The organism is Chryseobacterium sp. L12 (genome assembly GCF_056133985.1).
On sequence record NZ_JBVYOF010000015.1, the window covers coordinates 39,823 to 53,504 of the forward strand.

11 protein-coding genes are annotated in these 13,682 nt (G+C 36.2%); 10 read left to right on the top strand and 1 reads right to left on the bottom strand.

The genetic code is table 11. From position 1 onward, the window contains the following. The first annotated feature begins 3 nt into the window (after window positions 1-3). The 10 genes from AC0NBN_RS09330 to AC0NBN_RS09375 all read left to right on the top strand — a co-directional run bounded on the left by AC0NBN_RS09330 (window position 4) and on the right by AC0NBN_RS09375 (window position 12,962). The gene (locus AC0NBN_RS09330) at window positions 4-1,464 is read left to right on the top strand and encodes a UDP-N-acetylmuramoyl-L-alanyl-D-glutamate--2,6-diaminopimelate ligase (RefSeq protein ID WP_160812590.1); all 1,461 of its coding nucleotides are present in this window, start codon (window positions 4-6) and stop codon (window positions 1,462-1,464) included. A gap of 31 nt (window positions 1,465-1,495) precedes the next feature. After that, window positions 1,496-2,737 (top strand): phospho-N-acetylmuramoyl-pentapeptide-transferase, encoded by a 1,242-nt coding sequence (mraY, locus tag AC0NBN_RS09335; RefSeq protein WP_160812591.1) that lies wholly within the window; start codon window positions 1,496-1,498, stop codon window positions 2,735-2,737. 74 nt (window positions 2,738-2,811) lie between these two features. Continuing rightward, window positions 2,812-4,149 carry a UDP-N-acetylmuramoyl-L-alanine--D-glutamate ligase gene (murD, locus tag AC0NBN_RS09340; RefSeq protein ID WP_143883149.1) on the top strand — a complete coding sequence of 446 codons (1,338 nt, stop codon included), beginning with the start codon at window positions 2,812-2,814 and terminating at the stop codon, window positions 4,147-4,149. An 11-nt stretch (window positions 4,150-4,160) separates the two neighbouring features. After that, the gene (locus AC0NBN_RS09345; protein WP_160812592.1) at window positions 4,161-5,399 is read left to right on the top strand and encodes an FtsW/RodA/SpoVE family cell cycle protein; all 1,239 of its coding nucleotides are present in this window, start codon (window positions 4,161-4,163) and stop codon (window positions 5,397-5,399) included. Window positions 5,400-5,475: 76 nt separating this feature from the next. Further along, window positions 5,476-6,609 carry an undecaprenyldiphospho-muramoylpentapeptide beta-N-acetylglucosaminyltransferase gene (gene murG, locus AC0NBN_RS09350; RefSeq protein ID WP_160812593.1) on the top strand — a complete coding sequence of 378 codons (1,134 nt, stop codon included), beginning with the start codon at window positions 5,476-5,478 and terminating at the stop codon, window positions 6,607-6,609. 54 nt (window positions 6,610-6,663) lie between these two features. After that, entirely contained in the window at window positions 6,664-8,016 is a 1,353-nt protein-coding gene (murC, locus tag AC0NBN_RS09355) for a UDP-N-acetylmuramate--L-alanine ligase (RefSeq protein ID WP_160812594.1), read from the top strand. A gap of 79 nt (window positions 8,017-8,095) precedes the next feature. Next, window positions 8,096-9,031 (top strand): cell division protein FtsQ/DivIB, encoded by a 936-nt coding sequence (locus tag AC0NBN_RS09360; RefSeq protein ID WP_143883144.1) that lies wholly within the window; start codon window positions 8,096-8,098, stop codon window positions 9,029-9,031. 31 nt (window positions 9,032-9,062) lie between these two features. Then, a complete protein-coding gene (ftsA, locus tag AC0NBN_RS09365) occupies window positions 9,063-10,445 on the top strand; it encodes a cell division protein FtsA (RefSeq protein ID WP_160812595.1) in 1,383 nt (460 codons plus the stop codon). Window positions 10,446-10,525: 80 nt separating this feature from the next. Further along, the gene (ftsZ, locus tag AC0NBN_RS09370; RefSeq protein WP_160812596.1) at window positions 10,526-12,412 is read left to right on the top strand and encodes a cell division protein FtsZ; all 1,887 of its coding nucleotides are present in this window, start codon (window positions 10,526-10,528) and stop codon (window positions 12,410-12,412) included. 103 nt (window positions 12,413-12,515) lie between these two features. Then, window positions 12,516-12,962 (top strand): GatB/YqeY domain-containing protein, encoded by a 447-nt coding sequence (locus tag AC0NBN_RS09375; protein WP_160812597.1) that lies wholly within the window; start codon window positions 12,516-12,518, stop codon window positions 12,960-12,962. A 164-nt stretch (window positions 12,963-13,126) separates the two neighbouring features. Here the strand turns inward: AC0NBN_RS09375 and msrA are convergent, their stop codons facing one another. Further along, window positions 13,127-13,678, bottom strand: coding sequence for a peptide-methionine (S)-S-oxide reductase MsrA (msrA, locus tag AC0NBN_RS09380; RefSeq protein ID WP_143883140.1), 552 nt, complete (start codon window positions 13,676-13,678; stop codon window positions 13,127-13,129). Between the last annotated feature and the right edge of the window lie 4 nt (window positions 13,679-13,682).

Here is a 13,682-nt window from a genome sequence, read left to right on the forward strand (position 1 = left end):
AAAATGCAGTTAAATGATTTATTAAGCAGAATTCCGGTAATAGAAATTCATGGTAATCACAACCGTGAGGTGTCCGATTTGGTTTTCGACAGCAGAAAGGTGGCGAAAGACTCTTTGTACATAGCAATAAGAGGAACGCTTGCGGATGGACATTCATTTATCGCATCTTCTATTGAGAAAGGAGCAAAAACGGTTGTCTGTGAAGAGTTTCCTGAAAATTTAGACGAAAATGTAACTTATGTAAAAGTTAAAGATTCTTCTAAAACATTAGGAAGGCTGGCTTCTAATTTTTACGGGAATCCTTCTGAAAATTTAAAATTAATTGGCGTGACCGGAACCAACGGAAAAACGTCTGTTTCTACTTTACTATTTGATGTCTTTAAAAATTTAGGTTACGATTCCGCTTTGCTTTCCACAGTTGAAATCAGAATCGGAGAGAAAATAATTCCAGCAACACACACTACTCCGGATGTAATTACCATCAATAAAATTTTGGCGCAGGCGGTTGAAGAAGGTTGTGAATTTGCTTTTATGGAAGTAAGTTCTCACGGAATTGCCCAAAACAGAATTGAAGGTTTACATTTCAAAATTGCAGGATTTACGAATCTTACACACGATCATTTAGATTATCATAAAACTTTTGATGAATATCTTAAAACAAAAAAAAGATTTTTTGATGAATTAAATGATGAAGCTGTTGCCATCACCAACATTGATGACAAAAACGGAAATGTAATGCTTCAGAATACAAAAGCACAAAAAAGATCTTATGCTTTGAAAACATTGGCAGATTATCACGGAAAACTTTTAGAAGTCGACTTCAACGGAATGCTCCTGAATTTTAACGGAAAGGAATTCTGGACTACATTAACCGGGAAATTCAATATATATAATCTTTTGTTGGTTTTCGGGATTGCCTCTGAATTGGGTTTTGAAGATGATGAAATTCTTCAGACAATCAGCACACTAAAAAGAGTAAATGGCAGGTTTGAAACCTTCAAATCAGACGGCGGAATTTTCTTTATTGTAGATTATGCTCATACTCCGGATGCATTGGAAAATGTTTTAGACAGCATCAATGATATCAGAACAAAAAACGAAAGACTGATCACTGTTTTTGGCTGCGGCGGCGACAGAGATCATGCAAAAAGACCTGAAATGGGAAATATTGCCACGAAAAAATCAACATTGGCGATCATCACTTCAGATAATCCGCGATCGGAAGACCCCAATGCAATTATAAAAGAAATTGAAACTGGTGTTGAGCCTCAAAACTTCAGCAAATACACTTCAATTCCCGACAGAAAAGAAGCGATAAAAATGGCAATAAAATTTGCCGAGCCAAAAGATATTATCCTCGTTGCCGGAAAAGGTCACGAAAATTATCAGGAAATCAATGGTGTAAAACATCATTTTGACGACAAAGAAGTAATTAATGAGCTTTGGAAGCTTATGAGTAAGTAATAATTTAAGCTCCTAACCAAAATTAAACAAAATGCTATACTACCTATATGAATATTTAACCCATCACGGAATTCACGTTCCCGGTCTCGGAATGCTGAGATATATCTCTTTCCGTGCAGGAATGGCAGTTTTGCTCTCCCTTACTATTGCTTTGGTATACGGAAAGAGAATCATCAATTATCTCAGAGCAAAACAGATGGGCGAATTGGTTCGTGATTTAGGTTTAGATGGGCAAAAACAAAAAGAAGGAACTCCTACAATGGGAGGGCTCATCATTATTTTGGCGACCATTATTCCGGTTTTGCTGTTTACAAGAATTACCAATATTTATATCATCCTTTTACTTGTAACAGTTTTGTGGATGGGAGCTATTGGTTTTTTAGATGATTATTTAAAGAAAATCAAAAAAAACAAAGACGGATTAAGTGGCAAATTTAAGATTGTAGGTCAGGTTGGATTGGGACTGATTGTGGGAGTAACCATGTATTTTCACTCAGACATTACAGTAAAAAGGAAATATGCAGATGCTAAAGTGGTCAACAGAAACAATGTTGAGCAAAATTTTATGCCAACTGAGAATATTACAGTTTCTACAGTTCCTTTCGCTAAAAATAATGAATTCGATTACAGCGGATTTCTATTTTGGATGAATGATGAAGATGCTCACGAGTGGGCTTGGGTAGTATTTATTCCGATTGTGATTTTTATTGTTACAGCAGTTTCCAATGGAGCTAATATTACCGACGGAATTGATGGATTGGCTGCAGGAACCAGCACAATTATCCTTTTGGCATTGGCTTTCTTTGCTTATGTTTCGGGAAATATCATTTTTGCAGATTATCTGAATATCATGTTTCTCCCGAATATGGGTGAAACTACCATTTTTGCAGTAGCAATGGTGGGTGCAGTGATTGGCTTTTTTTGGTATAACACGTATCCTGCTCAGGTTTTTATGGGGGATACCGGAAGTCTTATGTTGGGCGGGGTAATCGCCGTTTTAGCTATTATATTAAGAAAAGAACTGATGATTCCTGTGCTTTGTGGAATTTTTCTGATAGAAAATATTTCAGTAATGCTTCAGGTAGCGGTTTTTAAATACAGAAAAAGAAAATTCGGGCTGGAATACGCCCAGAACAACAGATTGTTTAAAATGTCACCTTTACACCATCATTATCAGAAAGACGGTTTTCACGAAAGTAAAATCGTTAACAGAATGATTATCATCGGAGTTATGCTGGCAATTGTGTGTCTCATTACATTGAAAATGAGATAGAACATTGTGAAAAGTAAAACAGTTAGAATTACATCTTACGTTTTACATTTTACATTTTTACAAAAAGATTATTTATGAAAATAGTTGTTTTAGGAGGAGGAGAAAGTGGTTGTGGTGCTGCTTATCTGGCTAAAAAGAAAGGTTTGGAAGTTTTTCTTTCAGACAGATCTGCCATTAAAGATCACTACAGACAATTTTTATTGGAAAATGAAATTGAATTTGAAGAGGAAAATCATGATGAAGAAAGAATTCTGAATGCAGACTGGATTGTAAAAAGTCCGGGAATTCCGAAAAAAGCAGACATCATCCATAAAATTCATGAGAAAGGAATCAGACTTTCTTCCGAAATTGAATTTGCTTCTGAATTTACGGATGCGAAAATCATTGCCATCACAGGTAGCAACGGAAAAACAACAACAACATCCCTGATCTATTATATCCTGAAAAATGACGGATTAAATGTAGGTCTTGGCGGAAACATCGGCTATAGTTTTGCAAAGCAGGTTGCTGATGAAAACTATGAATATTATGTTTTGGAAGTAAGCTCTTTTCAGTTAGATGATATTCAGAACTTCAGACCATATATCTCTATGTTGCTTAATTTGTCTAAAGATCATTTGGATCAGTACAATTACAACTACGAAGAGTATGCATTAGCCAAATTCAGAATTACTGAAAATCAGGAGAATGACAATTTTTTCATCTACAACAAAGATGACGAAATGAGTAAAAATATTCTCGAAAAGTTTGAAGTAAAGGCTAAAATGATTCCTTTTTCAACACATGAAAAATTAGCGGAAGGAGGTTTTATTCAAGAAGATAAAATTGTGATTAAGCTAAAGGATGAATTATCAATGAAGATTGATGAGCTTTCTCTATTGGGAAATCATAATGTTGCTAACAGTTTGGCGGCATCAATTGCAGGTAAAATATTGGAAATCAACAACGAAAGCATAAGAAATTCATTGATGACTTTTCAGGCAGTTGAACACAGATTGGAATTTGTTACTGAAATCGACGGCGTAAAATACATCAACGACAGCAAAGCAACCAATGTGAATGCTGCATACTACGCTTTAGAAAGCATGAAAAATCCAACGGTATGGATTGTAGGCGGAGTTGATAAGGGAAATGACTATACCGAAATAGAAGATTTAGTTAAAAGAAAAGTAAAAGCAATTGTCTGTCTAGGAATTGATAACCAGAAGATCATTGATTTTTTTAAAGATAAAAAAGACTTTATTTACAACACTTCAAGTATGGAAAGCGCAGTAGAAATGTCAAAATCTATTGCTAAAAAAGGAGATACAGTCTTACTTTCGCCATGCTGTGCAAGTTTTGATTTATTTAAAAGCTACGAAGACCGAGGAAAACAGTTTAAAGAACAAGTACTAAAAGCTAAAGGCAGTTAGCCGCATACAATATGAACGAACAGATTACAGAAAGCAGATTTGAATTTCTAAAGGGCGATAAAGTGCTTTGGATGGTCATTCTTGTGATCTCCATTTTCTCTATTTTCCCGGTATACTCTGCAAGTTCAAATCTGGAATATATTGTAAATAACGGAACCACTACCGGTCACGTAATGAAACATATGTTTTTTGTAGTTCTGGGACTGGGAATCATGAGATTAGTGGGAACAGTAAAATATGAATACATGGGAAAACTCAGCAGCATCATGCTGGGATTAACGATTATTTTGCTGATTGTCACCATATTTACCGGGCAGACGATCGACGGCGCAAGTGCCTCAAGATGGCTGAAAATCCCCGGAACACCGATTTCGTTTCAACCTTCATCTTTTGCTTTTTTAATGTTGATTATCTATTTGTGCAGATATTTAACCAAGAAAATAACGAGAGAAAGGCTTCCGATTGAGAATGTGATGTACATTTTCGGACCTATTTTACTGGTTTTCGTATTGGTTGCAAAAGATAACGGTTCTACAGCTTTGATGATCTTAATGGTTTCTGTGATTGTACTGGTTATCGGGCAACTTCACTGGAAATATATTGCAGGATTTATTTCTGCATCATTTATTGCGATTGTTTTGTTTTTACTGATTGCTTTAAATACAAATTTAATTGGCGGAAACCGTGTTCATACATGGATGAGCCGTATTGAAACCTTTACATCAAGCAAAGCAAAAACAGCCGATGTTGATGATGAAAGTTTAAAAGCAAAAAATTACCAGGTGATGCAGGCGAAAGCAGCCATCGTTCACGGCGGAATAACCGGAATGGGACCAGGAAAGTCTGCATTAAAGCAAATGCTTCCTCAATCTGCATCCGATTTTATTTTTGCGGTAATTGTGGAAGAATATGGTTTAATAGGAGCCGGATTTTTAATCAGCATGTATTTGATTATGATTGTCCGGATTGTGATGATTGCCAGTAAAATGCCCGCATTTTTCGGCTCGTTGCTGGTTTTGAGCCTCGGAGTAATGATTTTTATTCAGTTGGCAGTAAATATTGCCGTTGCCGTAAATCTCATTCCGGTTACCGGACAGCCATTGCCGCTGATTAGTTATGGAGGAACTTCTATGCTGGTAACCTACATCCAGCTAGGAATTATTTTGAATATAAGTTCAAGAATACAGATTTACGATGAAGAAGGATTAGGAAAAAAACAAAGCATTGCAGAGATAAATGACATTGCATAAATATAAATGATGAATGATAATTTATAACTGATTTTCATATCGCTTATCACTCATCGTTTATCAATAATAAATAAGTATGAACAAAAAATTAAAAGTTTTACTAAGCGGCGGCGGAACAGGAGGACACATCTTTCCTGCCATTGCTATTGCAGACGAAATCAAAAGAAGATTTCCTGATGCAGAGTTTTTGTTCATCGGAGCCAACGGAAAAATGGAAATGGAAAAAGTTCCGCAGTCCGGCTACAAGATTGAAGGATTAAATATTGCAGGATTCGACAGAGGAAATTTGCTTAAGAATATAGGCTTGCCGTTCAAACTTATTTCGAGTTTGCTTAAAGCTAAAAAAATTATAAAAGAATTTAAACCGGATTTTGCAATAGGAACAGGTGGTTTTGCCAGCGGACCGGCTTTGTTTATGGCTGCAAAAATGGAAATTCCGACTTTTATTCAGGAGCAGAATTCGCTTCCCGGAAAAACCAATACAGCCAATGGGAAAAAAGCTAAAGCTATTTTCACCGCTTATCCGGATATGGACAAATTTTTTCCAAATTCCAAAGTATTTTTCCTTGGAAATCCTATTCGTGAAAACATTATTTCAGGAATGCAGGAATCTTCTCAGGCAAAAGAGAAATTAGGTTTAGATAAAAATAAATTGACGATTCTTTCTGTTGGAGGATCTTTAGGTTCAAGAACCTTAAACAATGGCTGGAAAGACAGTCTTGAAAATCTGAAAGAAAAAGGATATCAGCTAATCTGGCAAACCGGAAAATTGGATTATAAAGAAATTGTTGATAGTTGTCAGTTATCAGTTGATGGAAATTCCGACAACCAAAAACCAACAACCAACAACCAGATTCAAATTAAAGAATTCATCAAAGAGATGGAAACAGCTTATTCTGCTGCGGATATAATCGTTTCAAGAGCCGGAGCTATAGCGATTTCAGAATTGGCAGTGGCACAAAAGCCTGTAATTTTGGTTCCGTTTCCGTTTGCAGCAGAAGATCATCAGACCAAAAATGCAATGAATCTGGTTGAAAAGAATGCTGCGAGAATGGTGAAAGATTCTGAAATGAAAGAAAAATTCTGGAATACACTTTCAGAAGTATGTGAAGATGAAAATTTAAGAAAAGAAATGTCAGACAATCTGAAATATTTTGCCAAACCTAATGCAGCAAAAGAGATTGTAGATGAGATTTTAAATAAACTGTAAAATGTATTAATGTGCCATTTATACATTTACATGAATACAGCAATACAAAAAAGAATGAAGAATTTAAATACATATCAAAATTTTTACTTCGTGGGAATCGGAGGTATCGGAATGAGTGCTTTGGCGCGCTACTTTCATGCTTCAGGCAAGAATGTGTTGGGATATGATAAAACCAATACCAAACTCACGCAAGCTCTGATCAGCGAAGGAATTGATATTGTTTTTGAAGATATTGCTGATGAGAAAATCACTTCAATTAAGAAAGCTGATACGTTGGTGATTTATACTCCTGCCATTAAAAGGCTGGGAATTTTAGACTATTTTAATGAAAATGGATTTGAAGTTTTAAAACGCGCAAAAGTTTTAGGTCTAATTACAGAAAATACAAACTGCATTGCCATTGCGGGAACACATGGGAAGACCACGACATCAACATTGGTTTCTCATTTGTGTAAAGAAGCAGATTTACCGTTTTCTTGTTTTCTAGGCGGGATTTCTGAGAATTTTAAATCCAACTTTCTGTATAACGGCAATAAATATTCAGTTGTAGAAGCAGACGAATATGACAGAAGTTTCCTCAATCTTTCTCCGGATTGGGCAGTGATTACTTCTACAGATGCTGATCATTTGGATATTTATGGAGATAAAAATACCATTGAAGAAGGATTCAGAGAGTTTGCGGCTTTAGTCCCGGAAGACAAACAGCTTTTTGTAAGAAAAGGAATCGAAATCGGAAGACCTCACCTCACGTACGCTGTAAACGAAGAAGCTGATTATTATTCAGACAATCTCCGTATTGTTGATGGCAGGATGATGTTTGACTTCTACCATAATGGTCAGAAAGAAGAATTTGCCTGGCTGATTCCCGGAACGCATAATGTAGAAAATGCAACAGTAGCTATTGCTATTCTGCATCATTTAGGAGTCGATTTTGAAACCCTGAAAAAAGCAATTTCCTCTTTTAAAGGAATAAAAAGAAGGTATACCAAACATATTTTTGAGAGTGGTAAAATTTACATTGATGATTATGCCCACCACCCGACAGAACTTAACGCAGTAATAGATTCGGTGAGAACATTTAACCCAGACAAAAAGCTTCTGGTGGTTTTTCAGCCGCATTTATTCAGCAGAACCAAAGATTTTGCGGATGGTTTTGCAGAAAGCCTAAGCAAGTCTGACGAACTGATTCTGCTTGATATTTATCCTGCCAGAGAACTTCAGGAAAATTTTGAAGGAATTACTTCAGATTGGCTATTGGAAAAAGTGAATTTAGGTAAAAAAGAAGTTTCAACATTAGATGAAGCATTTGATACAATAAAAGAAAAGGATTTTGACATTTTGCTCACGGTTGGTGCAGGGAATATAGATACGCTGTATGATCCTATTTGTGAGTGGCTTGAAAAATAAAGAATAATTAAAAATTAATAATCAAAAAACAGTTTGAAATGTCTAAAATCTAACATCTGAAATCTGTTATCTAAAAAAAATGAAAAATAAATACAGAATTTTAAAAATTGTCATCACAGTAATCATCCTCGGATTTCTGTTGAGTTTCTCTTTGAAGAAATTCAGCGGACAAAAGATTACAGACAATAAGATTTCTGTGAAGATGAACGAGAAAACACCGGTTTATTTTATTGATGAAAAAGACATTCGGGAGATCGTCAATAAAGAAAATCCTTCCAGAAAGGTAGGAGATTTAAATATTCCTGAACTGGAAAAGAAAATCAACGCGCTTCCGGCTGTTGACAGCGCAAATGTTTATTTAAATCTGAATGGAAAATTAAATTTAGATATCAAACAGAGGGTACCGGTTTTCAGATTAAATAAAGACGGAAAAGATTTTTATGTAGATGAAAAAGGAGTAGAGTTTCCGATTTCCAAAACATATTCTCATCCATGTATGCTGGTTACCGGAGATGTAAAAAAAGATGAATATCAAAAGCTTGCAGAACTCGTCGAAAAAATAGATAAAGATGATTTCAGTAAAAGATATTTTATAGGAATTTCAAAAGACAGAAACAATGACTACAATCTCCTTACAAGTGAGGGGAACTATAAAGTGGAAATTGGAGATTTAGACAATATAGATTTCAAGGTAAAAGGCTTCAAAACCTTTGTAGAAAAATATCTTGTTTACCAGGATTCACAAAAATACAGTATGATTTCGGTGAAGTATCAGAATCAGATTGTTACTACTTTGAATCCTTATTTTAAGGAAAATGACAGTTTACTGAAAGCAAGAGGAAAAGATCTGGCAAAAATTTCAGAAAACACTTCCTTAAAAAAAGAAAAACAGCCAGTGGCAAAGGTCTCTGAAACTAAAAAAACAGCCTCTGTAAAAACTCAGACAGCAAAGTCAGAAGTCAGGAAAACAGAGAAAAAAACAACAGCAGCAAAGCAGAAAACGAAGGCAAAGTAAAAATAGATAAAAAATCAAATCGATATAAACAATGGAAAATCAAGAGTATTCAGTAGGTCTGGACATTGGGACAACCAAAATTGTCGCCATTGTCGGAAGGAGGAATGCACACGGGAAAATAGAAGTTCTCGGTGTTGGGAAAGCCAAAAGTCTTGGGGTTCACAAAGGTATTGTGAATAATATTTCGCAGACGATCAATTCAATCAAAGCGGCTGTTTCGGAAGCACAATCCAGCGCAGGAGTTCCTATCAAAAAGGTAACAGTAGGAATTGCAGGTAAGCACATTCGCTCTTTACAGCACTCCGATTACATTATGCGTGAACATCCTGATAAATTTATTACGGATGATGATATTGAAGCACTGAAGGATCAGGTAAAAAAACTGGTGATGCTTCCTGGTGAAGAAATTATCCACGTTCTTCCGCAGGAATATAAGGTTGATTCTGAAGGAGAAATTCAGGAGCCTGTCGGAATGCACGGAAAACGTCTGGAAGCCAATTTTCATGTGGTAGTAGGACAAATGGGAAGCATCAGAAACATTGCGAGATGCGTAAGAGAAGCCGGTTTGGAGATGGAAGCACTTACTCTGGAGCCTTTAGCATCTTCCGAAGCTGTTCTTACCAAAGAAGAGAAAGAAGCAGGAGTTGCCATTGTAGACATCGGTGGCGGAACTACAGATATTGCTATTTTTAAAGATAATATCATCCGTCATACTTGTGTAATTCCTTACGGGGGTGGTATTATCACAGAAGACATTAAAGAAGGATGTTCAATTATAGAAAAGCATGCCGAGCAATTAAAGGTTAAGTTCGGTTCTGCAGTTCCTGAATTGGAAAAAGACAGTACATTTGTAACCATTCCCGGACTTCACGGAAGACCGGATAAAGAAATTTCGCTTAAAACTTTAGCGCAGATTATCAATGCAAGAGTAGAAGAAATTCTGGAAATGGTAAATACAGAACTAAAGGCGTACGGCGCATTTGAACAGAAGAAAAAACTGATTGCAGGAATCGTTTTGACTGGAGGTGGTTCAAACCTGAAACATCTTCGTCAATTGGCAAATTATACGACAGGATTCGACAGCAGAATCGGTTTTGCCAATGAGTATATTGCAAACGATAAAAATCAGTATCTTAAGGGACCGGAATTTGCTACTTCCATCGGATTATTAATGGAAAGTTTGAAAATCCGTGACAAAAAAACTGTCGTTGCAGAAGAAACTATTGAAAATAAAGCAGAAACGAAAACTGAAGAAAAGCACACATCTGAAACTGAAACTGAAGATTCCCAGCCGGCGATGATGCCTCAACAGGTACATGAAGAGGTAAAGGCACAGCCTGCAAAACAGTCAAAGCCGACTTTCGGGCAATCTTTGATGGAAAAAGTAAAAAAATTCTTTGAAGAAGTAGAATAAAAATAAATGATGAATGGTAAGCGATGAATGATTTTCTCATCAATTATCAGAGTCGATTATCAATTATAAAAAAATTAAACATGGAAAATATAGGTTCACAAGGATTTTCATTTGATTTGCCAAAAGGAAATTCATCAATTATAAAAGTAATCGGTGTTGGCGGCGGCGGTAACAACGCATTAAAGCACATGTACGAAAAAGGAATTCACGGAGTAGATTTCGTGATCTGTAATACCGATGCTCAGACTTTAGACAACAATCCGGTATCCAACAAAGTACAGTTGGGTGTTACCATTACCGAAGGTCTTGGTGCCGGTGCAGACCCAGAAGTAGGAGAAAAAGCTGCTATCGAAAGTATAGAAGACATCAAAGCAGCCATGGGACAAAATACGAAAATGGTTTTTATTACCGCCGGAATGGGTGGTGGTACAGGAACCGGAGCTGCTCCCGTTATTGCTAAAGTAGCCAAAGATATGGGAATTCTTACTGTAGGAATTGTTACCGTACCTTTCAGCTTTGAAGGAAAAAGAAGACTGGAACAGGCAGAAAATGGTCTTGAAAAGCTGAGAAATAATGTTGATTCTTTAATTGTTATCAATAATGATAAATTGAGACAGCAGTTTGGAAATTTAGGCTTCAAACAAGGATTTTCTAAAGCTGATGAGGTACTAACCAACGCAGCTAAAGGAATGGCAGAAGTAATTACGGGTTACTTTGATGTAAATATTGACTTCCGTGATGCCAAATCGGTTCTTCAAAATTCCGGAACAGCATTGATGTCAACAGGTATGGCTTCAGGCGAAAACAAAGCAGAAGAAGCAGTGAAAAAAGCATTGGATTCTCCGTTATTGAATGACAATAAAATTACTGGAGCGAGAAATGTACTTTTGCTTATCCGAAGTGGTGCAGAAGAAGCTACGATGGATGAAATCGGAATTATCATGGACTATATCCAGAAAGAGGCAGGAAATACTGCAGATATTATCTTTGGAGTTGGTGCAGATGAAGAATTGGGCGATGCAGTAAGTGTATTGGTTATTGCAACCGGTTTTTCTAACGATAACAAAAAATTTGCCGGTCCTACAGAAAAAATCAGAATTGGTTTGAATGATGCTTTAGATACTCCGAAAGCTTCACCTTTCAAAACAAAGGAAGAAAGAGAAACTACACCAGAGCATGGATATGATTTTGGAGGTAAAAATCTTTTCAGATTAGATGATGAAGATCAGGATACGCCTCAGTTTAAAGTTTCCTCTACTGAAAAAAAAATGATTATTGAGGATGAAGATGTTAAAACTGAAATAAAATTCTCTGACAGAGAGCAAGATACGATTGACAACCCTGTTCAGAGCTGGAAAAATAGTGAAGAATCTCAGGATGATGCATACAATCTTTTCTCTTTTGACGATGAGGGCGATAATGATCTGGAAATTCAGTCTTTTTCATTTGATTTTGAAAACAAAAAAGAAGAGTCAGACAACGATACATTTACAAGAAAGTATGCTGATGAAAAGCCTGTAGAATTTAGTTTTACGGTAAATGAACCGGTAAACGAACCAAAAGCAGATTTCGGACAGCCAAAAAACGAAGTAGAAACTTTCACAAAAACGGCAGAAGAAACCGCTCCAAAAGCTCAGAATATATTTGAAGTAAAAGAAGAGCCAAAAAATATTACAGAGCCAAAAACTGAAATGCCAAGACAGACAGAAAGCGAATTTACTTTTGTCAGCAAACCCGCAGATCAGGAGCGTGTAATGGAAAGAAGAAATAAGCTGAAAGAGTTCAATTCCCGTTACCAGAATTTTGATATGGCTAATGAGTTTGAATCTGTTCCTGCTTTCAAGAGAAAAAATATTTCGATTGACGGAAGCAATGCATCAGACCAAAATATCAACACCTATCTTTCTGATAACAACGGAAACATGCAGATCAGAGAAAACAGATTTTTGAATAAAGACGTTGACTAAATATCATTTGAAAATGTGGTAATTTGAGAATTTGAAAATTATCAATTCACTTTTATTATTGCATTTTCAAATTATCTCATTTTTAAATTTTCAAATTAATAACATGAGTTTAGAACTTACCATAAACGAAGCGATAAAAACAGCAATGAGAGCTAAAGATAAAGTAGCTTTAGATTCTCTTCGCGCTGTGAAAGCACAAATATTATTACTGAAAACTGAAGCTTTGGGAAAAGAAGTTTCTCCGGAGCAGGAAATTGCCATTCTTCAGAGAATGGTGAAGCAGCGTAAGGATTCTTACGACCAGTTTTCTGCACAGGGAAGAAATGACTTGGCAGAAGTAGAAGAAGCTCAGATGAAAATTATAGAACAGTTTTTGCCTAAACAGCTTTCTTCAGAAGAGCTGGAAGCCGAAATGAAGGCTATTATTGCAGAAACTGGTGCCGAATCTATAAAAGATTTAGGTAAAGTTATGGGAATAGCATCTAAAAATTTAGCCGGAAAATCTGACGGGAAAAGTATTTCCGAGATGGCAAAAAAGCTGCTTTCATAGAGTTCAGAGTTTGGGTTTAAAATTTCGGGTTTAATCTCGCAAATATTATCTCCAGCCAAGTATCTCGCAACACACTACGGATATTCAACCTTTGCATATCGATTTGATTAAAGAAGCCCGAAAGTTATTTTCGGGCTTCATTATATGTTTATAGTATGAACTTATTAAGCTTCATTTTTGAGTATTCCGAGCTCCCCGAAATACTTTTTAAACTTCTGAATTTTAGGTCCTACAACAGCGCTGCAATAAGGCTGTAACGGATTCTCGTTATAATATCCCTGATGATACTGTTCAGCAGCCCAAAATTTTTCCAGTTTTGAAAGTTCGGTCACATAAGTTCCTTCCCATCTTCCCGATTTTTTTGATGCTTCAACAGCTTCTTCCGCTTTTGTTTTTTCCTCTTCATCTTTATAAAAAATTACTGAACGATACTGGGTTCCTATATCATTTCCCTGTCTGTTGAGCTGTGTTGGATCATGCAGAAAAAAGAAAACATCCATCAGTTGTTCGTAAGAGATCACATCCGCATCATAAGTAATCTGAACAACCTCTGCGTGACCTGTTTCTCCTGTACAAACCTCCTCATATGTCGGATGATCTTTATGACCTCCTGAATATCCTGAAACAGCAGAAATTACACCGTTAAGCATATTAAAACAGCTTTCAACACACCAAAAACAACCTCCGCCAAAGGTAATTTGTTTCACATTATCCATCTTA

What these genes read in the sequence shown, in the direction of transcription:
- AC0NBN_RS09330 (WP_160812590.1), top strand. Translation starts at nt 4, where the DNA reads ATGCAGTTAAATGATTTATTAAGCAGAATTCCGGTAATAGAAATTCAT.
- mraY (WP_160812591.1), top strand. Translation starts at nt 1,496, where the DNA reads ATGCTATACTACCTATATGAATATTTAACCCATCACGGAATTCACGTT.
- murD (WP_143883149.1), top strand. Translation starts at nt 2,812, where the DNA reads ATGAAAATAGTTGTTTTAGGAGGAGGAGAAAGTGGTTGTGGTGCTGCT.
- AC0NBN_RS09345 (WP_160812592.1), top strand. Translation starts at nt 4,161, where the DNA reads ATGAACGAACAGATTACAGAAAGCAGATTTGAATTTCTAAAGGGCGAT.
- murG (WP_160812593.1), top strand. Translation starts at nt 5,476, where the DNA reads ATGAACAAAAAATTAAAAGTTTTACTAAGCGGCGGCGGAACAGGAGGA.
- murC (WP_160812594.1), top strand. Translation starts at nt 6,664, where the DNA reads ATGAAGAATTTAAATACATATCAAAATTTTTACTTCGTGGGAATCGGA.
- AC0NBN_RS09360 (WP_143883144.1), top strand. Translation starts at nt 8,096, where the DNA reads ATGAAAAATAAATACAGAATTTTAAAAATTGTCATCACAGTAATCATC.
- ftsA (WP_160812595.1), top strand. Translation starts at nt 9,063, where the DNA reads ATGGAAAATCAAGAGTATTCAGTAGGTCTGGACATTGGGACAACCAAA.
- ftsZ (WP_160812596.1), top strand. Translation starts at nt 10,526, where the DNA reads ATGGAAAATATAGGTTCACAAGGATTTTCATTTGATTTGCCAAAAGGA.
- AC0NBN_RS09375 (WP_160812597.1), top strand. Translation starts at nt 12,516, where the DNA reads ATGAGTTTAGAACTTACCATAAACGAAGCGATAAAAACAGCAATGAGA.
- msrA (WP_143883140.1), bottom strand. Translation starts at nt 13,678, where the DNA reads ATGGATAATGTGAAACAAATTACCTTTGGCGGAGGTTGTTTTTGGTGT.